Genomic DNA, 23078 nt, shown 5'->3' with positions numbered 1-23078 from the left:
TTTTTTTAAGCTGTGACGATTTTTTTTTATACGTAAAAAAAGCTGCCTGAAAAGGCAGCTTTTTTTTCCAAAACAAGATAATATAAACTAATAACTAAAGTGCTGTAATGATAAACTCGCTTCGTCTGTTCATTTGATGTTCTTCTTCAGTACAAGGAACTCCGTCTGAACATTTGTTGACAAGCTGTGTTTCACCATATCCTTTTCCGGTTAAGCGATCGGCTTTGATGCCATTTTTAATCAACCACTGAATTGTAGATTTGGCTCTTCTATCAGACAAGGCTTCATTATATTGGTGCGTTGCACGGCTGTCTGTATGTGAGCGAATATCAAGTTTCATTGCAGGATAATCATTTAATACAGCAAGTATTTTTTCTAAATCTAGCGCTGCTTCAGGTCTGATGTTTGATTTATCTAAATCGAAATAAATCATTTTGATGCCGAAGCATTTTCCTAAATCATCACCAACGGTTACACGGCACATGCGTTTGTTTAAAGCAATTGGCAAGTCGGTTTTTCCGCTTACTTTGTCTATTGTTACGCTGACTTCTTTAGTGTCGTAATCCAGTTTTTCAGCACGAACGTTGTACGTTTTTTTACATTCAACAGGAAGTTTATATAATCCTGTGGCGTCTGCTGTTGTGGTCGCTTTTATGACTTGATTTTCGTATAAAGTAACTTTTGCTCCAGGCAAGATTTCTTTTGTTTCAACATCGGTTATCAAACCGCTTAGTTCTTGAATACATTTTAGTCTTCTTGTTTCTAGGAATTTATAGATATCATCAGAACCTTCTCCGCCATCTTTATTGGAACTAAAATAACCAAGCCTGCTGACAGGATCAATAAAGTAGGCAAAATCATCTTTTGGAGAATTGACGTCTGCACCTACATTCTGAATATTGCTGACCGTTCCGTCACTGTCAATATCACCAACAAAAACATCTAATCCGCCCAGCCCGGGATGACCATCAGAGGCAAAATAAATTTCATTGTCGTCTGTAACAAACGGGAATGTTTCTTTTCCTTCTGTATTAATGCTTTTTCCTAAATTCTCGGGAGTTCCATAGCTTCCATCTCCATTTATAGCTACTTTATAAATATCAGACTGACCAACAGTTCCTGGCATATCAGACGCGAAATACAGTGTTTTTCCATCAGGACTAAGTGCCGGATGCGCCGTGCTGTAGTTGTCGCTTGTAAATGACAGTGGGGTAATATTTGCCCATTGTCCCTTGCTGTCAATTGAAGCTTTATAAAGTTTTACTAAAGTAACTTTATTGGCATCTTTTCCTTTTTTGCCGTCTACATAATTGTTTCTTGTAAAGTATGCTGTTTTTCCGTCTTTAGTAAAAACAGGAGTTGCTTCGTTGAACTTGCTGTTTAAAGCATTTTTGAACTTGTTGACTTTGCCAGCACTGTAGGTTGCAGGATCAACATCGGCGTCATAAATGTTAGTAAAATATTCACCGGTCCATTTGTGTTTTCTCTGCGAAAAATTTCCAGTATCTCTAGCCGAAGCAAAGTATAATTTGTTGTTGTAAACGAAAGATCCATAATCAGAATATTTGCTATTGATTCCGGCATTTTCGATTTTATATCGGCCTGAATTTGCTTTGATCTGATCGAGATAGTTTACATCTTCTTTATATAATTTTGCTCTGTTGTCGTTTTTGTTTTTGGCATCAAATTCATCTAGAACTTTATTTGCTTTGGTCGTTTCTCCAATTGATTTTAGAGACTGTGCATATCTATAGTAATATTCGGGCTCGACATTTGAATTCATTGCAAATAACTCGCCATACCACTTAGCAGCTCCGTCAAAATCTGAATTAAAGTAATAAGAATTACCAAGTTTCTTGAACATTTCTTCAGACTTATATCCTTTATCTGCTACTCTTTCATACGTCTTTATTGCATCAACATAAGCGTAATTATTGTACTTTTTATCACCAGAATTCAGTTTTGACTGCTGTGAATAACTGTCCAATGAAAAAACGCTTACAAATGTTAGGCAAAGGAAAATATAATTTTTCATAGTACTTATTTTTAGAAGAAACGAGGAGTTGTAATTTTACCATTTTTAGTAAAGAATTCATAACGCAGGAATATCTCATGTGATCCTGAATTATAATTATTCAGGTTTGTAGTTTCACGATCGTAACCATAACCTAAATAAAGACCATCTGTGATTTGGAACCCAACCATAGCACTTAAGGAAGCACTCCATCTATAAGCAACACCAACGACGAATTTGTCATAGAACATAAAGTTTGCAGAAAGATCAACTTGAAGAGGCGCGCCTTCAACCATTTTTGTAAGTACAGCAGGTTTGAATTTGATGTATTGGTATTTATCAAGATCAAATACATAACCTGCCATTAAGTAGTAATTTATTTTGTCTTTGACAATGGCAATATCATTATCATCGTAACGATTTGTTTCGATGAAATTTGGGACAGACAAACCAATATAAGCTTTATCTGAGTGCCAATAAACTCCAGCTCCTACATTAGGAGTAAATTTGTTATCTAAATCCTGAAATTGAGGATCCCCTGAAATATCAGGATTCAGTTTGCTTACATCCAAATTGAATATATTAGCTGTTCCCTTGATACCAAATGAAAGTTTCCAATTTGCTGAGGTCTGCACAGTGTACGAAATATCAGCAGAAATGGTATTTTCATTTGTTGGCCCAATTTTATCATTAACGAGCGAAGCTCCAATTCCAAGATTGCTGTTATTTATTGGAGTGTTTACTGAGAAACTGCTTGTTTCAGGAGCACCATCCAAACCAACCCATTGTGTACGGTACAAACCAAAAATGCTTAAGGCTCCACGAGAACCTGCATAGGCAGGATTTATGTTTATTGTGTTGTACATGTATTGCGTATATTGAGCATCTTGCTGCGCGTGACCTGCAATAGTTACCAACAGAATGACGAAGTAAAATAATTTTGTTCTCATAGTAGATATTTATTATTTCAATTTTACTATTGATTATTAATGAAATCCCCTAAAAAAATCCATGATATTATTCTTTCAATTCCCGGATTTTTAATGTTCTCAGCTGTATCAGGCTGATATAGTATTTTATATCAGCCTTTGCAGCTTGGGTTTATTTTGAAAGATATAGGTATCCGTCTTTTTTGTTATATTGAATTACATTATTTCCGTCTAGAGATTTGTAAGTAACTATGTAGAAATAAGTTCCTGTTGGTAATCCTTCAGATTTATTAACAGTAGTTCTTCCTCTCGAAGTTCCATCAAACGCATTCGTTGTGTTGTTATAGTCAGTGGTTTCAAAGACTAATATTCCCCAACGATTATAGATCTCGACTGTGTTTCCTGGGTAACAGGTCAAGTCGCCAATACCATCAATTACAAATACATCATTTATGCCGTCTCCGTTTGGAGAGAATGCATTGTGAACTACTATATTTTCACAAGGCAATACTTTACAATCATCATTGATTTCCATAGTAAGCAATACGCTTCGTGGGCAGTTTTGATCGGCAATTTTATATTCAAATACATAGTTGCCAAGAGCTAAACCAAAGGCATTTAAAATACCACCTTGTAATGCACGCGTGTTGTTTGTATCAACCCAAGTTCCATTTCTTGGTGTTTCTGCTGGAAGCAGTGCAAGTAAGTCAATCAAAGTTGTGTCATCATTACATGCTGAACTGCTTAAATTGATAACTCCATTTGGAACAACTGTTATCGTAATTGTACCTGTATCACAATTGTTTGGATTTAATTTTTCACAAATTTGATACGTGTATGTATACGTTCCAGCAGGTGTTGTGCTTAATATTTTTACGTTTCCATCTGCTTCAATAGTGATATTAGGATTAGTCACCTGACCATTAGTTGAAGCTAGTAAAGTAAAGTTTACTAATTGTATTGTTGCTGGAACATTGCCTATTAAGTCGTTGCTTAATACGTTTCTAATTGATCCAAATGTGTTGCATCCAACATTGTTGTAAGTATCATCATTTGCTAATACTGGTGGTGGTGGAGCAGGATCAACTACTGTAACAGTTACAATTGCTGTATCACAGTTTCCAAAATCGGCATTTTCGCAAATTTGATAAGTCAATGTGTAGGTGCCTCCGGTTGTACCAACTTTTACATCTATTGATCCATCAGGATTTAGTATTAAAGCTCCAGTTGGATCAGGTGTTACAACTGTAAGTGTGACATCTGATGGAACTACAGGGCTTCCATTTAGAGTATCATTAGTATAAACATTTATCACATTAGTTGCTCCTGTCACTCCCGGCGCGCTTGTAGTATCATCATTAGCAACAATTGCAAATGTTGGTCTTGCGATACAATAAGGATCAGCTGGTGGGTAATTTACAACGATCGTTTCACTTGGGTTAACAGAGATCGTAACGGTAGCAGTTGGACGAAGTTTTTCAAATCCGTCTGGAGCCTGAATCCATTTATTATCTTGGAAAACCCATCCTGGCCAGTCAATACCGTTTCCAGCTTGATCAACTACAGCTCCAGGCCATAGCACTCGGCCACTTAGCGGTAAGTTGGTCATTGTAGTCACCACATTGTTATTGCTGTCTGCCCATGTAATAGTTACGCCATTTACAGGTGTAAAGTTTACAGCTGTTGCTGAATAATCAAGATATGGAACATCGTTCACACAAATTGATGTTGCAGTTACTGTCATTACAGGAGCTTCAATTGTAATAGTTACAGTTGCAGTATCACAATTTGAAGTTTGATCAGCTTCACAAATTTGATATACTAATGTTAAAGTACCAGCAGGTGCATTTGGCAAAATATCTACTGAACCATCAGGATTCAATTGTAAGAACTCGTTTGGAGTTACGGTTGTGATAACAACATCTGAAGCTGTTATCGGTTGACCTTCAAGTGTATCATTTGTTAATACGTTCAATACATTTGGTGTCGTAGTATTAACCCCTGGGAATGGACCTCCATTGTCATCATTAGCAACAATGTCTAGGTATTCTTTACAACTTACTCCAAAGTCAACATCTAAATGAACCAAATCTTCTGGAGTTACATTTACAACGTAGCCATCGGCACTGGTTGTTGTACAAACAGTATGCAATTGTGATTTTCCAGTTTTTGATTTGATTTTTCTGTCTACATTTGATGATGAAGATGGCAATACTTTAACTAATCCGGTAGCTCCTAAAGCAGCACCAACAGCATCTAAGTTTGCATCTCGTACAAATTTCACGGTGTATTCACCAAATGGATTTGGACTTTCTGGTCTGTTTCTCCAGTATCCTTGAATTCCGATAATTACATCATCGTGATATCCATTTGGACCATCAATGAAAATATTTGAGCTTAGAGCATTTCCAAATCCGCCGGCATTAAGTTCACCAGCATTTTGAGGTCCCACAAAGCTTCCGTCTCCATTAAAGTCAAGCCATTCCCATAAACTGTAGTCAATAGCGCCATTGCTGTCTGGAATGTTTTTAGTTACAACTCCATCATTATTAGCATCATACCATTCGTCCTGAATTCCGTTGCTGTTCACATCGTACCAAACATAATCTCCTAAAACTGGAAGATCTGATTTTCCATATAAGAAGTCATGAACTTGGAATTTACATTCTTCAAGCGTTGTAAAGAACAAACTTGAATCAACAGGATATAATTGATATGCACTGTTTAAGTTGGCATCTTGAACTTGAACCAAATAGCTTCCAGCTACCATACCTGCAAAAGTATATTCACCATTAGCATTTGTAATTCTTATTAAAGTTGGGCCAGGTGTTGAACCTTGCGGAATTAATGTAACAGGAACATTAGCAATTGGAGTGTTAGTGTCTACATTAATAATTTGTCCAGATATTTTAACTTTATAATTAGGTTGTGTAATTGTTACTGTAGCTGTTGCAGTACAAACTTGACCTTCGCCATTTACCGGAGCAGTAGCAGTAAGAGTGTAAGTTCCAGCTGGCAAATTAGTATTTCCAACTACTTCATTATTAGAATTCGTAATAACAACTGTTGCGCCTGGACTGCTAGTTACAGCTATTGAACCATCAGTTCCGTCAAGACAGCTTACGTTTGTTGGAACTCCAGAAACTGATACTTGATTGTCTACAGTAAATGTTTGAACTAATTCTGTTTTGTTTCCTGCACAATCTGTTAATGTATAAGTTCTAGTTAATACATAAGCATTTCCGTCGCATCCATTTGCGCCATTGTTAGAATCGCTTACAGTAACCGTTACATTTCCGCCACAATTATCAGCTTCATCAGTGATGTCGCTTGGGCTTCCAGCTGGAATATCTGCTGCATTTTGTAAATTTGCTACATCTGCTGGAGCTGTTCCTGTTGGTGGTGTTGTGTCACGAACAGTTATAATTTGAGTAAATGAAACTGTATTTCCAGAACAATCACTTGTTGTCCATTTACGAGTCAAAGTATATTCAGTACCACATTCGTTTTTAATATCAGTTTTAGTTTCAGCCAATACAATTGGAAGATCTCCACTACAATTGTCTGAAGCTTGAATATCAGCTGGTTCTGGAACTGCATCGCATGAAACTGTGATATCTGTTGGAAGTTCTCCACTAAATACCGGAGCAGTAGTATCTTGAATAGTTATCACTTGCGTGAAAGTATCAGAAGTATTACCACAATCGTCTTTTACTGTCCAAGTATTGGTGTAAGTTCCAGCATTTGAACATCCTTCAGAAGCTACAAATTGTCCGCTTACTTTTACTATATTTTTAAGATCAGTATCGCATAAATCTGTTGCTACAGGGAATAAGGCTTGCGCCGATGCCAAAGCTTGCTCGTCACTGCATTCAATAGTTTTGTTTAAAGAAGCAGTTTGCGTAGTCCAAGTTGGAGCAGTAGTATCTTGAATTGTAATTATCTGAGTAAATGTTTGAGAAGTATTTCCACAAGCATCTTTTACAGTCCAAGTATTGGTATAAGTTCCAGCATTTGAACATCCTTCAGAAGCTACAAACTGTCCGCTCACTTTTACAATGTTTGAAACATCAGTATCACATAAATCTGAAGCTACAGGGAATAAGGCTTGCGCCGATGCCAAAGCTTCTTGATTGCTACATTCGATAGTTTTGTTTAAAGAAGCAGTTTGTGTAGTCCAAGTTGGAGCAGTAGTATCCTGAATTGTGATCACCTGAGTGAAAGTTTCAGAGGTATTACCGCATGCATCTTTTACAGTCCAAGTATTGGTATAAGTTCCAGCATTTGAACATCCTTGAGAAGCCACAAATTGTCCGCTTACTTTTACGATATTTGAAACATCAGTATCACAAGCATCAGTTGCTGTTGGGAATAAGGCTTGCGCCGTTGCCAAAGCTTGCGCGTCACTACATTCAATAGTTTTGTTTAAAGAAGCAGTTTGCGTAGTCCAAGTTGGAGCTGTGATATCTTGAACGATAATCGTTTGACTTACTGGAAGCGAAACATTTCCACAAGCATCTTTGGCTGTCCAAGTTCTTGTTTTAGTGTATGCTCCAGCACAGTTGCCTTGTGTAACTGAATCTACATAAGTTAATGAAGAGATAGTTCCATTTAGATCGCTTGCAGTTGCTTGTGCAAATACAGGTTCTGCAGGGCAATTAATTGTTGAGGTTGCAGGTAACGGATCGATAACTGGCAGTATAGAATCTCCATCGATAATTTCGAATGATTCACTGTGTTTACATCCTTTTGCATCTGTAATTATTACTGTATAATTTCCAGCAGCAAGGTTACTTGCAGTAGCTGTAGTCTGTACCGGATTTGTGTTCCAAGAATAAGTATATGGAGCTGTTCCGCCAGAAGCAACAACCGTAGCCGATCCAGTAGCAGCGCCACCACAACCTGGATTTATTTGCGATTTAGTAGCAGATAAAGGAGCCTGAGGCTGACCAATAGTTACAGTACAAGTAGTTTTGTAACCTAATTTATCAGTAACAGTTACCGTGTGAGTTCCTGCATTAAGGCCAGTTGCCTGGGCAGTTGTTTCTCCGTTATCCCATAAGTAAGTGTAATCTCCGTTTCCTCCAACTGGAGTTACGGTAGCTTTACCGTTGCTGTCTCCAAAACATTTAGCTGGATCATTCTGAACCACACTACATGATAAAACATCAGGTTGCGTGATTGTTACGGTACAAGTTGTTTTACATCCTTTAGAATCTGTCACGGTTACAGAATGTAGACCGGCATTTAATCCAACTGCTTTTTGAGTTGTTTCTCCGTTATCCCATAAGTAAGTGTAACCTCCGTTTCCTCCAAGAGGCGTAACAGTTGCTTCCCCATTGCTTAATCCGTTTGCAGTAACTGGTTTATTTTGTATAACTGAACAAGTCAAAGCTGCCTGAGGCTGACCGATAGTTACAGTACAAGTAGTTTTGTAACCTAATTTATCAGTAACAGTTACTGTGTGAGTTCCTGCAGTAAGGCCAGTCGCCTGAGCAGTTGTTTCACCGTTATCCCATAAGTAAGTGTAATCTCCGTTTCCTCCGATTGCTACTACAGTTGCTTTTCCGTTGCTGTCTCCGTAACATTTAGCTGGATCATCCTGAGTTATGCTGCAAGAAAGAACATTCGGTTCACTGATAGTAACAGTACAAGTTGTTGTACATCCTTTGGAGTCTGTTACAGTTACAGAATGTAGACCAGCATTTAATCCAACTGCTTTTTGAGTTGTTTCTCCGTTATCCCATAAGTAAGTGTAACCTCCGTTTCCTCCAAGAGGCGTAACAGTTGCTTCACCGTTGCTTAATCCGTTAGCAGTTACGGCTTTGTTTTGAACTACTGAACAAGTCAATGCTGCCTGAGGCTGTCCGATAAGAACTGTACAAGTAGTTTTATATCCTAATTTGTCAGTAACAGTTACTGTGTGAGTTCCTGCGTTAAGACCAGTTGCCTGAGCAGTTGTTTCTCCGTTGTCCCATGCGTAAGTATAGTCTCCGTTTCCTCCAACAGGAGTTACAGTAGCTTTACCGTTGCTGTCTCCGTAGCATTTAGCTGGATCGTTCTGAACCACACTGCAAGATAAAACGTCAGGCTGCGTGATTAATACTGTACAAGTTGTTTTACATCCTTTAGAATCTGTAACAGTTACAGTATGAGTTCCTGCATTAAGGCCTGTTGCCTGAGCTGTAGTTTCTCCGTTGTCCCAAGCATAAGTATAACCTCCGTTTCCTCCAAGAGGCGTAACAGTTGCTTCCCCATTGCTTAATCCGTTTGCAGTAACTGGTTTATTTTGAACTACTGAACATGTCAATGCTGCCTGAGGCTGTCCGATAAGAACTGTACAAGTAGTTTTATATCCTAATTTGTCAGTAACAGTTACTGTGTGAGTTCCTGCAGTAAGGCCAGTTGCCTGAGCAGTTGTTTCTCCGTTGTCCCATGCGTAAGTATAGTCTCCGTTTCCTCCAACAGGAGTTACAGTAGCTTTACCGTTGCTGTCTCCGTAGCATTTAGCTGGATCGTTCTGAACCACACTGCAAGATAAAACGTCAGGCTGCGTGATTAATACTGTACAAGTTGTTTTACATCCTTTAGAATCTGTAACAGTTACAGTATGAGTTCCTGCATTAAGGCCTGTTGCCTGAGCTGTAGTTTCTCCGTTGTCCCAAGCATAAGTATAACCTCCGTTTCCTCCAAGAGGCGTAACAGTTGCTTCCCCATTGCTTAATCCGTTTGCAGTAACTGGTTTATTTTGAACTACTGAACATGTCAATGCTGCCTGAGGCTGTCCGATAAGAACTGTACAAGTAGTTTTGTAACCTAATTTGTCAGTAACAGTTACTGTGTGAGTTCCTGCGTTAAGACCAGTTGCCTGAGCAGTTGTTTCTCCGTTGTCCCATGCGTAAGTGTAGTCTCCGTTTCCACCAACAGGAGTTACAGTAGCTTTACCGTTGCTGTCTCCGTAGCATTTAGCTGGATCGTTCTGAACCACACTGCAAGATAAAACATCAGGCTGTGTGATTAATACTGTACAAGTTGTTTTACATCCTTTAGAATCAGTAACAGTAACAGTATGAGTTCCTGCGTTAAGACCAGTTGCCTGAGCTGTAGTCTCTCCATTGTCCCAAGCATAAGTATAGCCTCCGTTTCCTCCAAGAGGCGTAACAGTTGCTTCACCGTTGCTTAATCCGTTTGCAGTAACTGGTTTATTTTGAACTACTGAACATGTCAATGCTGCCTGAGGCTGACCGATAGTTACTGTACAAGTAGTTTTGTAACCTAATTTGTCAGTAACAGTTACTGTGTGAGTTCCTGCGTTAAGGCCAGTTGCCTGAGCAGTTGTTTCTCCGTTGTCCCATGCATAAGTATAGTCTCCGTTTCCGCCAACTGGCGTTACAGTAGCTTTACCGTTGCTGTCTCCGTAGCATTTAGCTGGATCGTTCTGAACCACACTGCAAGATAAAACGTCAGGCTGCGTAATTAAAACTGTACAAGTTGTTTTACATCCTTTAGAATCTGTAACAGTTACAGTATGAGTTCCTGCGTTAAGACCTGTTGCTTTAGCTGTAGTCTCTCCATTGTCCCAAGCATAAGTATAGCCTCCGTTTCCTCCAAGAGGCGTAACCGTTGCTTCCCCGTTGCTTAATCCGTTTGCAGTAACTGGTTTATTTTGAACTACTGAACAAGTTAAAACAAGTTGAGGTTCATTAATTGTAATTTGTTCCGTATCAGTACAGCCTTTCTGATCTGTTACTGTTACGGTGTAAGTTCCTGCAGTTAAATTAATTGCAGTTGCTGTAGTTTGTACTGGATTCGTATTCCAAGAATAAGAATAAGCTTCTGTTCCTCCAGTCGCTGAAGCTGTAGCTGAACCAGTCGCATTTCCTTTACAGTCTACATTTGTTTTTGTATCGATCGAAGCAACTAAGGCAGCAGTTGGCTGTCCAATAGTTACTGTATCCGTTTTGCTAGAACAAGAATCGGTTACGGTTAAGGTGTAAGTTCCAGCAGGGAGATTAGATACAGAAGCAGTTGTTCCCACTACAACATTAGAAGCGTTTTTCCATGAGTATGTTACAGTTCCAACCGAGTTGCTAACAGTTCCTGCAGTTACACTTCCTGTACTAGTTCCATAACAAGAGGCGTCCGTTTTTGAAGAAGTTCCAAGTGCTAAAGCTGCATTCGGTTGTACAATAGTTACTGTATCCGTTTTGCTAGAACAAGAATCCGTTACCGTTAAAGTATAAGTTCCAGCAGGAAGATTAGATACAGAAGCAGTTGTTCCTACAACAACATCGGAAGCGTTTTTCCAAGAGTATGTTACAGTTCCAACTGAATTGGAAACAGTTCCAGCAGTTACACTTCCTGTGCTGGCACCATAGCAAAGAACATCGGTTTTAGTAGAAGCTCCAAGTGCTAAAGCTGCCAATGGTTGTCCTATAGTAACCGAATTTGATTTACTAGAACATGAATCTGTTACGGTTAAGGTATAAGTTCCGGCAGGAAGGTTAGATACTGATGCAGTTGTTCCAACTACAACATCGGAAGCGTTTTTCCAAGAGTATGTTACAGTTCCAACCGAATTAGTAACAGCTCCAGCAGTCACACTTCCTGTGCTAGCTCCAAAACAAGCTGCGTCGGTTTTGGAAGAATCTCCAAGTGTTAAAGCGGCAGATGGCTGTCCGATAGTTACTGAATTAGATTGATTTGAACATTCATCTGTTACAGTAACTGTATAAATTCCAGTAGGAAGATTAGATACAGAAGCAGTAGTTCCTACTACAACATTAGAAGTGTTTTTCCAAGAATAAGTTACAGTACCAACAGAATTTGTAACTGCACCGGCAGTTACACTTCCAGTACTAGCGTTATAACACAAAGCATCTGTTTTACTAGAAATACCAAGTGCTAAAGCCCCCGCTGGCTGTGTTATTTCAATAGTTAAAATTCCTGTTGCACAATTATTATTATCTGTTGCGCTAACTGTATATGTTCCAGCGGTTAGATTAGAAATGTTTTGTGTTGTAGCATAATCTACATTGTTTTTTTTCCATTTGTAAGTGTATGGACCTTGTCCTCCAGTTGGATTATTAAGTGTAATAGAGCCTGTAGTTCCTCCATAACATTTTACATTTGTTTTTGATGCAACAGTAATAATAGGGCATGGAACATCGGTCATTGGAGACACAATGTCCTGCGTTGTATTAGCACAGAGAGCGTTTTGAAAGTAAAGTTTCGACGAACTCACTTGCTGACTGCCACATGTATTTGGTTTTGGAGTCAATCGATATTTTAAAGTGATCGTTTCAACATTTAAGAAATCAATATTCCAGGCAATTTCTTGTCCTGTAATTGTTGTTGTTCCTTTGGTTACAGTAACAGATCCAATGGTGAAATTAGCACCTATAGTTTCTTTTTCAAAAGGTGTTCCTGAAATCGCTTTTGCAACCCAAGATAATTGAGTGAAAATTTGATTGTAAATTCCAGTCAAATCTGCACCAGATTCTGTGAAAAATGAACCGCCTGACTGAACGTCATTAAGTATAGTCTCAGCATTTGACTGTTCTGTTCCGCTAATAGCGCCAAAAAGTCCAACAGAAAAAATTTGATTGCTATAATTAGTTCCTGAAACAGTAACTGATTTAATATTATTTGCAGCAGTTATAATTGCTGGTGAGCAAGATCCGTTACAACCGTCACCATTAGTACCGGTTCTATTTGGAACTCCATCCGTTAATAAAACGACACTTCTTGCTGTAGCACAATCGAAAGTAGCGCCCTTAGCAGGATCAGGATCTAGTAATATTGATCTGGCTTTTGTCAAACCATCTTGAATATTGGTGTTTCCATTTGCAGAAAGTCCATTTATTACTGATATTAAGTCCGCTTGACCACTGCTATTTGTTAAATATCTTCTAATTGACGCAGTTGAACTGTAAGTTACAATACCCACTCTGTTTTTCCCTGTCGGGTTATTAGCAGGAAGAAACATTTTATTGATAAAATCAATAGCAGCATCCTGAGCATAGGCTAGAGGTTTCTTACCGTTTCCATCCCCCATACTTCCAGATACGTCAATAACTAAAACAACCTCTAAAGGTCTAGTAACTGGATTTGAACCCTGAATTTTTAATTCAACATCCAGCGCTCCGCAAACTCCAGGAGCAACAGTAACTGTTTTTGTTGGCGTTATTGTTTGCGCAAACCCTATGCTAGATGAAAATAAGAAAAGCAACATACAAAACGGTATGCAGGCTTTTTTTATTAAATGGATTAAGTGTAATGTTTTTTTCATTTTATAGGAATTTAAATTGAAAAACAACTAAATATTTTGCTGTGAATATTTAATTTTCAGAAGGATTGTTTACGATCGTATGTACAACAGTATTTACTGTGTAATTAGCACAGTTTGTTGAAGTAGCATTGATTTGCATGCAGTTCCATCTATTGTACGCAGTGCCTTGCGGAACAGTTAAATGAACCTGAAAAGTAGCTGTTTGATTAGCTGGAAGTGAAACTGATGTGATCGGGACATTGCTGTTGTCAAGAAAACTGCCAACCAAATTCACATTTTGTGACGAACTGCTGCCGTCATTATTCGAGCAGCTCGAATTTATGTTTAAAACACTTAAATTATAAACATCATCTGAATTTCCCGAATTGGTCAGGATCAGCGTAAAATAAGCACCATCATTGCCTGCATTGCTGTAGATTCTATCTTTTTCAACTCCTAGAGTTGCCTTGCAAGAACCAGATTGGGCAAATGAAACAGTCGTAATCAAGCAGAGCAGTATTGGAAAAATACCTTTTTGGAAGATTTTTTTTCTTACCGAAAAAATAGCCTTACAATTGGTAATAAATTTCACTGCTTTTTCAAGAGTAGATTTACTTTTCATAACTTAAGATTTAGTTTTGTGGTATTTATGAAATTTTAACAGAATCAAAATTATATTAGAGTTTTTGTATTTAATTTTTTTTGTCTGTAACTAACCTAAAAACTCGTTTAACTACCTTTTTTTAACAAAAAAATGATCGAAAAAAATCTTTTTTTGACCATTTTTTACTAAATAAGTTATTTGTTTTTCTTCCTTTTTTAGCTAAAAATGTACTTTTTGAATCTTTGTAAATATCTAATAATCAATTATTTAGTTAAAATTTTATTGATTTGTAAAATATCGATGAAGTGTAAGTTTTAATAGATGAAGTACACATTTTTGTTAAAATATAATTACCTATTTTTTGGATTGTTAAAGTTTTGAGGATTTGATATTCTTGTTAAAATTTTCACAGAATGTTAACAGAAATAAAAAATAGAGGAGGATTAAAAATTCTTTTGTAAATTAGAACTTAGAAAGCAGTTTTCTTACAGTGTATTTATTTTTAATAATCTCTTTTTATGAAAAACTTAATTTTAATACGACACGCAAAATCAAGCTGGGAAGCACCTCTGAAAGATTTTGACAGACCTTTAATGAAAAGAGGGATTTTAGATGCTCATGAAGTGTCTTCAAATATTTCAAAATATCTCCCAAAAACCTATATAATTTGGAGCAGTACTGCAGCTCGTGCTACAGAAACGGCTCTTATTTTTGCTCAAAATATTTCCTATCCTTTAGAAAGTATCGTTTTCAAAGACGATCTTTATACTTTTGATGAAAAACAACTCGAAAAAGTTATCAAATCGTGTGATAATAGTTTCGAAAGCGTTATTCTTTTCGGACATAACGAGGCTATTACAAATTTTGTTAATAAATTTGGGGATGTTTTTATCGAAAACGTCCCGACTTCAGGTTTTGTTTCCCTGCAATTCGATTCAGACAGCTGGGACGCGTTAAATAAAGGCAAGACACATAAAACAATTTTCCCCAAAGATTTAAAATAAATAAAGTGTACGAACAGAAATATATCGATAGAGAAAAAAGTTGGTTAGCGTTTAATGCAAGAGTGCTTCAAGAAGCAGCAGATAACACAGTTCCACTTTTGGACAGACTGCGTTTTGTTGGAATTTTTTCAAACAATTTAGATGAGTTTTTCAGAGTTCGGTATGCTGCAATTCGGAGATTGAGTCTTTCAGGTATTTCTGGCGAAAAATATTTGGGCGGAATTTCTGCTCATCAATTAATTAAAGATATTACTGAAATTGTAATTCAGCAACAGTCTGAAAGTTTGCGTATTCTTGGAAATATTGAAGCTGAGCTGGAAGCAGAAAATATCTTTATTATTAATGAAACTCAAATTACCTCAAAACAAGAATGTTTCTTAAAGGACTTTTTTACACAAAAATTAAGTCCAGAATTGGTAACAATCATTCTTAATGACTTGGCTGTTTTTCCAATTTTGAAAGACACTTTGGGTTATCTGGCAGTTCGATTAGAATTAGCAAATGATGAAGTTCGTTACGCTTTAATTGAAATTCCAAAAAACATCAACAGGTTTGTTGTGCTTCCTTCAGAAGATGAGAAGCAATATGTAATTCTAATTGATGATGTGATTCGTTATAAGTTAAAAAGTATCTTCAATATATTTGATTACAAAAGTGTTTCGGCACATATGATCAAAATTACGCGTGATGCACAGTTGGATATCGATAGTGACTTGAGCAAAAGTATGCTGGAAAAAATATCCACTTCTGTAAAGGATCGCCGAATTGGTGAACCAGTTCGTTTTATCTATGATAATTTAATTGAAGAAGATACGCTGCAATTCTTTTTGGAAAAAATGAAAATTGTAGAAACTGACAGTATTATCCCAGGCGGGCGTTATCACAATCGCCGTGATTATATGGATTTTCCAAATTTAGGACGTTACGATTTATTATATAAACCAAACGAGCCTTTACCAGTTCCAGGCTTGAGTTTGGATGGAAGTATTTTAGAAAAAATCAGCAAGAAAGATTATTTGGTGCATGCGCCTTATCAATCATTCTCTTATTTAACTAAATTTCTGAGAGAAGCAGCTTTAGATCCAAAAGTTACAAGTATAAAAATTACGTTGTATCGTTTAGCAAAGAATTCACAGATTATCAGTTCGCTAATCAACGCAGCTAAAAATGGTAAAAAAGTAACTGTTCAAATTGAACTTCAAGCTCGTTTTGATGAAGCCAGCAATATTTCTTACGCTGAACAAATGCAAACCGAAGGAATTGATTTGATTTTTGGAATTAAAGGCCTGAAAGTACACAGTAAAATATGTGTAATTGAAAGAAGTGAAGAAGGAAAAACACGTCGCTACGGATTTATTTCAACTGGAAATTTCAACGAATCAACAGCAAAAATATATACCGATGTAACGTTGTTTACCTGTCATCAGGGAATTTTGAAAGACACATCAAAAATATTTGAATTCTTTGATATTAATTATAGAGTTCACAGATACAAACATTTAATTGTTTCGCCACATTACACGCGAAGTAAATTCGTAAAATTAATTGACCGTGAAATTTTGCACGCACTAGCAGGTAGAAAAACGCACATTAAATTAAAAATGAATAGTTTGTCTGATTTTAAAATGATCGACAAGCTTTATGAAGCTAGTAATGCAGGTGTGAAAATTCAGCTTCAGGTAAGAGGAATTTGTTCACTAATTCCCGGAATTCCAGGAATGAGCGAAAATATCGAAGCGATAAGTATCGTCGATAATTATTTAGAACATACAAGAGTTTATATTTTTGGAAACGCAGGCTTGACCGAAGTTTATATTTCATCAGCCGATTTTATGACCAGAAATCTTGATGGAAGGGTTGAAGTAACTTGCCCAATTTATGACTTAGAAATTAAAAAAGAACTGATTGATAACTTCAATATTGCTTGGAAAGGAAATGTTAAAGTAAGATATCATTCCTATAAATTAGATAACAAATACAAGCCTCGTAATCATCATGCCCCGTTTAGAGCGCAATTTGAAACCTATAAATATTACCAGAATAAAATTGAGATTGCTGAAGCGGTACCACAAAAAATTAATTAATAAAAACCAATTTTTCAAATCATAAGTGAGCATGATTAATATTAGAAAATTTGCAGCAATAGATATCGGTTCAAATGCCATGAGGCTTCTGATATCGAATGTTGTAGAACAAGATGGCAAAGAACCTCAGTTTAATAAAAGTTCTCTTGTTCGTGTTCCAATTCGTTTGGGACAAGATGCCTTTACTGTTGGAGAAATATCACAAGAAAATACAGATCGAATGGTGGATGCTATGAAAGCATTCAATCTTTTGATGAAAGTTCATAAAGTAGAACGCTATATGGCGTTTGCTACATCGGCGATGCGTGAAGCTTACAATGCCAAGGAGGTTGTGGCTTTGATTAAAAAGAAAGCCGACATTAAAATCGAAATTATCGACGGAAAAAAAGAAGCAGCAATTATTGCTTCTACAGATTTGCACCATTTATTAAAAACAGATGAAACGTATTTATTTGTTGATGTGGGTGGTGGAAGTACTGAGTTTACATTATTTTCTGATGGAAAAATGATAAATTCAAGATCGTTCAAAGCAGGAACGGTGCGTTTACTAAATAATATGGTTTGCGATGTCGTTTGGGATGAAATTGAAAAATGGATTAAAACCAATACTGCTGATTATGATGAGGTTACTTTGATAGGATCTGGCGGAAACATCAATAAATTATTTAAAATGTCTGGAAAACAGCAGGAAAAACCGTTATCCTACATTTATATTAATTCACAATACGCTTTCTTGAATTCATTGACTTACGAACAGAGAATTGCTGAGTTAGGTTTGAACTCTGACCGTGCCGACGTTATTATCCACGCAACACGAATCTATTTAAACGCAATGAAATGGAGCGGTGCACGCCAAATTTATGTTCCAAAAATTGGACTTTCTGACGGAATAGTAAAAGCAATGTACTACGGTAAAATTTAATTTTTTGGCACGACCCGAGCGATAGCGAACTGGCGAAGCAATCACACTAATTTTCACAAATTTTTATTCTCAAAATAGTTTAAATTAATTCGTGTAAATTGGTGTAATTCGTGGCAAACTTACACTTATAATAAATGAATAAAACTAGACTTGAAGCCTTTAGTGACGGTGTTTTGGCAATCATCATAACTATTATGATTTTAGAAATTAAAGTGCCGGAAGGACATGAATTCGCCGATTTAAAACCGCTTATTCCTAAATTTTTAAGCTATATTTTGAGTTTTATTTATGTTGGAATTTATTGGAACAATCACCATTACTTACTTCACGGTTTGTCTAAAGTGAACGGAAAAGTACTATGGAGCAACTTACATTTATTGTTTTGGCTTTCATTGATTCCGGTTTCAACAGGCTGGATGGGCGAACATAATTTTGCAAAAGCATCAATGGCTTTATATGGAATCATTTTGTTGCTTTGTGCGATTTCATATGTTATTCTGCAATATGTAATTATGTGCAGTGAAGGCGAAGATTCAGTATTGCGAAAAGCACTTAATCGAGATGTAAAAGGAAAAGTTTCGGCCGTTTTGTATATTATCGGAATTGCGTCCTCGTTTTACAACGAATGGATTTCGGGTGCAGCTTATTTTATTGTAGCAATGTTATGGCTTATTCCAGACAAGAGAATTGAGAGAGCTTTTTATTCAAATGATTAATCCTTTAAATCTAATCCAAAAGTGTTGCGTAAAAGTTCAATGTTTGGATTGATTTCCAGGAAACGATTGTAACGATCCTGATTATTATAAGTTCGTTTTGTTTGGGCTTGTTCATTTACGATTACGTCAATTGTAATGTCATGATTGTGTAAATGACCTTTTAAATGGCCTAGTAAGGCATTCATTTGACTTTCAAATTCTAATTTAGAACCTTCGTTTGGCAGTTCATATCTAATTGTTGTGCCATTTAAAACGGGATCACTAATCAATAATATGGACTCCATGATCTTAAGGCCTTTTTGACCTAAACGTTCCGCATATTTGTTCCAATGGAGCAACATTTCTGTTTCTGTAAAATCTTCAGTAGGTAAAACAGATGAAGGTTTTACGTAAGATTTACTGCTGGCTTCTAATTCCTTTTTCTTGCGGATACTCGCTAAAGAAAATGCGGAAACTTTTGGCGTGTTGTCTATTTCTGTTTTTGGAGCTTCCGGAGTTTGAGCTTTTGGAGTTTCAGAAACAGTTGTATTTTGCGTACTTTCGGCTTCAGCTGAAGTCGTTATATTTTCTGATTTTGTATTTTCGGAAACACTTTGGTTTTCAACTTTGGACTTTACACTTTGAACTTCAACAATTGAAAAGCTTCCATCTTTAAAATAAGTAGGCGGAATTATGAATTGCTCAACTTTTTTTTTTCTCCATCAAAGTTGATAGAGGCTAATTGCATCAAACATAATTCAACTAAAAGTCGTTGATTCTGACTCAATTTGTATTTTAAATCGCAGTCGTTTGCAATGTCAATTCCTTTTAATAAAAATTCCTGAGAACATTTTTGCGACTGAACACCATACATTTGTTGTGCCTGCTCTCCAACTTCTAATAAAGCAATAGTTGCAGGAGTTTTGCTTACTAACAAATCTCTAAAATGAGATGCCAATCCGGCAATAAAATGATGTCCGTCAAAACCTTTTGAAAGAATATCGTTGTATGCTAATAAAAGTTCCGGAATTTTATTTTCTAAAAGTAAATCAGTAATCGAGATGTAAGTTTCGTAATCTAAAACATTTAAGTTTTCAGTTACGGCTTGACGCGTTAAATTTGTGCCGCAATACGAAACTACACGGTCAAAAATAGACAAAGCATCACGCATAGCTCCATCTGCTTTTTGAGCAATAATGTGCAGTGCATCATCTTCAAAATTGATTCCTTGGCTCGCAGCAACATCAGCCAAATGTTCTTTAGCATCTTTTACTGTAATTCTTTTGAAATCAAATATCTGGCAACGAGATAAAATCGTCGGGATGATTTTGTGTTTTTCTGTTGTTGCTAAAATAAAAATAGCATGTTTTGGCGGTTCTTCTAATGTTTTAAGAAAAGCATTAAAAGCAGCCGAAGACAACATATGAACCTCGTCAATAATATATACTTTGTATTGTCCGGTTTGTGGCGGGATTCGAACCTGATCAATAAGGCTACGAATATCGTCAACCGAGTTGTTTGAAGCAGCATCTAGCTCAAAAACGTTAAACGCAAAATCTTCATTTGGATCGTCATATCCAGGCTGATTAATCTTTCTAGCCAAAATACGCGCGCACGTAGTTTTTCCAACTCCACGCGGTCCCGTGAACAAAAGTGCAGAAGCAAGGTGATTGCTGTCAATAGCATTCAACAAAGTGTTTGTAATGGCTTTTTGCCCCACAACATCCTTAAAGGTCTGCGGGCGATATTTACGTGCCGATACTACAAATTGTTCCATATTCTTTTTTATTCGATAGCAAATATAGAGTATAATTTAATGATTTAAAAATTTAAAAATTGAAAGATTTTTAAGTGGTTGAATTGTAGAAAGAAAAAAATAATTTCTCTTGGATTTGAAAAAAAAGTAATAGTTTTATTGTAAAAACAGAAACCTGATAAATCTATAAATCATGAAAAAATATTTGATAGTTTTAGTTTTACTTATCGGATTTATTGTTAAAGCGCAAAATGCACCTCAAAAGACTCCAATTTTTCAATTGCGTATTTATGAAATTTTCGAAAGCAATAAAAAAGAGTTTCATGAACGTTTTCGCGAACACGCGATGCGAATCATGAAAAAATACAATTTTAAAATTACGTCTATTTACGAATCAAAATCAGATAAGAAGACCGAGTTTGTTTATTTTTTGGAATGGCCAGACGAAAAAATCATGAAACAAGCTTGGGAGGGTTTTAAAGCTGATAAAGAATGGATCGAAATTAAAAAAGAATTTACTAAAAAATACGGTGACGTTGTGGGGAATATTGAAGATCGAGTTTTGACAAAACTTGATTATTCTCCGAACTAAACGAGCTGACAATAATCGATATGATAAATCCTAAACTATTTTACATGAAAAAATATTTATTACTCATTACAATTATATTTTATTCACTTAAAATTCAGGCACAAACGAAACAGGATTCGCTAGATATTAAACGCGTTGCTTTAGCATATATTGAAGCACAACATACTCCAAATCCAAAATTGATGGAAAGTGCACTGCATCCGAGAATGGTAAAAAGATCTGTTTTTAGAAACAAAGTTGCTCAAAAAGATTATATCTCAGAGTTTTTTGCTGAAAACATGATTATTTTGGCAGAAACTTATAATGTAAAAGGTGATAAATTTCCAAAGAATCCAAGAAAAGAAATCAAGTTGCTAGATGTTTCTGCTAAAACAGCTTCGGTTAAATTACTTGCCGATGCTTGGATTGATTATATGCATATTGTGAAAGAAAATGGTGAATGGAAGATCATCAATGTACTTTGGCAATATAACGATGTGAAACAGCACGAATAATTTCATTTTGCTGAAAAACTAAAAATGAATGCTAATAAAGATTTGAAATGAAAAATCCAATCATAACCGTCGACGAAGCGCAAGGACATAAATTAAAAATTGCCGGAGGAAATTACCGAATCATTATTTCTGGAAAAGAAACCAATGGTGAATATGCTGTAATCGAAATGTCGGTGCCACCAGGTGCTGGACCAAATCCGCACGCGCATGCTGATTTCACTGAGACATTTTTTGTTTTGGAAGGCGAGGTTACTTTTAAATCAGAATTAGGGATTTATGTTGCCAAGAAAAATGCTTTTGTCAATATTCCGAAAGGAGGCATTGTTCATGGATTTAAAAATCTAAGCAATGAACCTGCAAAATTGTTATGTACGGTTACTCCAGCTGGATTAGACAATTTGTTTGGGGAAATTGCTAGTTATATGGAAACGAATTCTTCAGCTTCTGAAAGTGAAAAGAAAGAAAAAATAAACTTGATTTTTGAAAAATACGGACAACAAATGTTTCCGCCTAATTATTTAGATTAATTTTTTATTACCAACTTCAATCTAAATTTCCAGTTTTAGTCTTCGTGGCTATAAAAAAAGAACTGGAAAAAATATAAAAATCATAACCATATCGTATAAAGTTTTAGCGCTTAATCTGTTTAATTTTAGATAGTTAATTATTAAATATAGCGTTATGAAAATTCAATCAATTTTATTGGGAATGGGGCTTGCCGTTTCTTTGCTGTCATGCAGTCCAAAGGATGCTGATTTAGAGAAAGAAATTAGTGAAAAATTGAATACACCCGGAGTACATGTGACCGTGCATGAAGGTGTTGCAACAATTGTGGGAACCTGTGATGATGAAGCTTTTAAAAAGAATATTGAGCGTTCTGTGAAATCAGTGCAAGGAGTTAAATCGGTGGTGAATAACTGCGAGATTCCAGTTCCAAATGTAGAACCTGCAGCAGCGGCTGTCGTAATTAATCCAGATAATGAATTGGATAAATCGGTGGGCAAAGTTATAAAAGCGTATGATGGTGTGAGTGCTACTGTGGTAGGAGGTGTTGTAACGTTATCTGGTGAAATTAAAAAAGAGCAATTACAACCTTTGATTCAAAGTGTACAGGAATTGAAACCCAAAAAAGTTGATAACAAATTAACTATTAAATAAATTGTTATGAGTTTACAAGATAAATATAGAGAATTGACCGATCTGGCTTCTCAGTTAGGGACAACAGATTTACAGGTAAGAGAACAAGACAATGTATTGTATATTGATGGTACAGTAAAATCGGCATCAGAGAAAGAGAAACTTTGGAATGCGTATGGCGAAATTGATCCCGATTATAGATCTGCAGATGTGGTAATGAATATTGAAGTCGAAGAACGCGTTTCAAAAGAATATACAGTTGAAGTGGGTGATTCTCTTTCTAAGATTGGAAAGGCTTATGGAGTTTCTTGGCAAGATATTTTTGAAGCCAATAAAGATATTATTTCTAACCCTGATTTAATTCAGCCTGGCTGGAAATTAAAAATACCGACAGTTTAAGTTACTGTTTTTAAAGTCCGTCTTACGATGGACTTTTTTTATATTTAACCGCAATCCCGATAGCTATCGGGAGCAAAGAATTACGCTAAGTGCGCGAAGTTTTTTTTAGTATAGACAGTGGATAATTCAGTAATTTAATTTTATGCAAACAATATATTACCAATTTTTGGTAACTTTA

General features: G+C 36.2%; 15 protein-coding genes. 9 read left to right on the top strand and 6 right to left on the bottom strand.

All coding sequences use genetic code 11. The features are described from left to right. Window positions 1–94 precede the first annotated feature (94 nt). The 4 genes from RB619_RS14390 to RB619_RS14375 all read right to left on the bottom strand — a co-directional run bounded on the left by RB619_RS14390 (window position 95) and on the right by RB619_RS14375 (window position 13835). Window positions 95–2035, bottom strand: coding sequence for an OmpA family protein (locus RB619_RS14390; RefSeq protein ID WP_308098621.1), 1941 nt, complete (start codon window positions 2033–2035; stop codon window positions 95–97). Between the two features lie 11 nt (window positions 2036–2046). Further along, window positions 2047–2964 (bottom strand): type IX secretion system membrane protein PorP/SprF, encoded by a 918-nt coding sequence (locus tag RB619_RS14385; RefSeq protein ID WP_308098619.1) that lies wholly within the window; start codon window positions 2962–2964, stop codon window positions 2047–2049. A 151-nt stretch (window positions 2965–3115) separates the two neighbouring features. Beyond that, window positions 3116–13234 (bottom strand): gliding motility-associated C-terminal domain-containing protein, encoded by a 10119-nt coding sequence (locus tag RB619_RS14380; protein WP_308098617.1) that lies wholly within the window; start codon window positions 13232–13234, stop codon window positions 3116–3118. Window positions 13235–13283: 49 nt separating this feature from the next. Then, on the bottom strand, window positions 13284–13835 hold the full coding sequence (locus tag RB619_RS14375; protein ID WP_308098615.1) for an Fn3-like domain-containing protein: 552 nt from the start codon (window positions 13833–13835) through the stop codon (window positions 13284–13286). A gap of 500 nt (window positions 13836–14335) precedes the next feature. Here RB619_RS14375 and RB619_RS14370 point away from each other — a divergent pair, with 500 nt between their 5' ends. From RB619_RS14370 to RB619_RS14355, 4 genes are all read left to right on the top strand, one after another. Continuing rightward, window positions 14336–14821, top strand: coding sequence for a histidine phosphatase family protein (locus RB619_RS14370; protein ID WP_308098613.1), 486 nt, complete (start codon window positions 14336–14338; stop codon window positions 14819–14821). Between the two features lie 5 nt (window positions 14822–14826). Then, window positions 14827–16905, top strand: coding sequence for a polyphosphate kinase 1 (ppk1, locus tag RB619_RS14365; RefSeq protein WP_308098611.1), 2079 nt, complete (start codon window positions 14827–14829; stop codon window positions 16903–16905). Window positions 16906–16936: 31 nt separating this feature from the next. After that, window positions 16937–17827, top strand: a complete 891-nt coding sequence (locus tag RB619_RS14360) for a Ppx/GppA phosphatase family protein (RefSeq protein ID WP_133526950.1) — start codon at window positions 16937–16939, stop codon at window positions 17825–17827. Window positions 17828–17961: 134 nt separating this feature from the next. Then, on the top strand, window positions 17962–18543 hold the full coding sequence (locus RB619_RS14355; RefSeq protein WP_308098608.1) for a TMEM175 family protein: 582 nt from the start codon (window positions 17962–17964) through the stop codon (window positions 18541–18543). On the opposite strand, the gene RB619_RS14350 is transcribed toward RB619_RS14355, so the two are convergent. Continuing rightward, entirely contained in the window at window positions 18540–18827 is a 288-nt protein-coding gene (locus RB619_RS14350) for a DNA polymerase III (protein WP_308098607.1), read from the bottom strand. The genes RB619_RS14355 and RB619_RS14350 overlap by 4 nt on opposite strands. 386 nt (window positions 18828–19213) lie before the next feature. Next, window positions 19214–20299 carry a DNA polymerase III subunit gamma/tau gene (gene dnaX / locus RB619_RS14345; RefSeq protein WP_308098605.1) on the bottom strand — a complete coding sequence of 362 codons (1086 nt, stop codon included), beginning with the start codon at window positions 20297–20299 and terminating at the stop codon, window positions 19214–19216. A 172-nt stretch (window positions 20300–20471) separates the two neighbouring features. Between dnaX and RB619_RS14340 the strand changes: the two genes are divergently transcribed. The 5 genes from RB619_RS14340 (at window position 20472) to RB619_RS14320 (ending at window position 22900) form a co-directional block, all read left to right on the top strand. Next, entirely contained in the window at window positions 20472–20870 is a 399-nt protein-coding gene (locus RB619_RS14340; RefSeq protein ID WP_308098603.1) for an NIPSNAP family protein, read from the top strand. Between the two features lie 44 nt (window positions 20871–20914). Beyond that, window positions 20915–21364, top strand: a complete 450-nt coding sequence (locus RB619_RS14335) for a nuclear transport factor 2 family protein (RefSeq protein ID WP_308098601.1) — start codon at window positions 20915–20917, stop codon at window positions 21362–21364. 47 nt (window positions 21365–21411) lie between these two features. Continuing rightward, window positions 21412–21891, top strand: coding sequence for a cupin domain-containing protein (locus RB619_RS14330; RefSeq protein ID WP_308098599.1), 480 nt, complete (start codon window positions 21412–21414; stop codon window positions 21889–21891). Between the two features lie 154 nt (window positions 21892–22045). Next, window positions 22046–22522, top strand: coding sequence for a BON domain-containing protein (locus tag RB619_RS14325; protein WP_308098597.1), 477 nt, complete (start codon window positions 22046–22048; stop codon window positions 22520–22522). A gap of 6 nt (window positions 22523–22528) precedes the next feature. Next, window positions 22529–22900 carry a LysM peptidoglycan-binding domain-containing protein gene (locus RB619_RS14320; RefSeq protein ID WP_308098595.1) on the top strand — a complete coding sequence of 124 codons (372 nt, stop codon included), beginning with the start codon at window positions 22529–22531 and terminating at the stop codon, window positions 22898–22900. Window positions 22901–23078: the final 178 nt, after the last annotated feature.

Origin of the sequence: Flavobacterium sp. LHD-80, assembly GCF_030929605.1 — a bacterium.
Classification (GTDB): Bacteria; Bacteroidota; Bacteroidia; order Flavobacteriales; family Flavobacteriaceae; genus Flavobacterium.
Note: the sequence above shows the minus strand (reverse complement) of the source record. Positions and strands in the feature narration are given on the sequence as shown.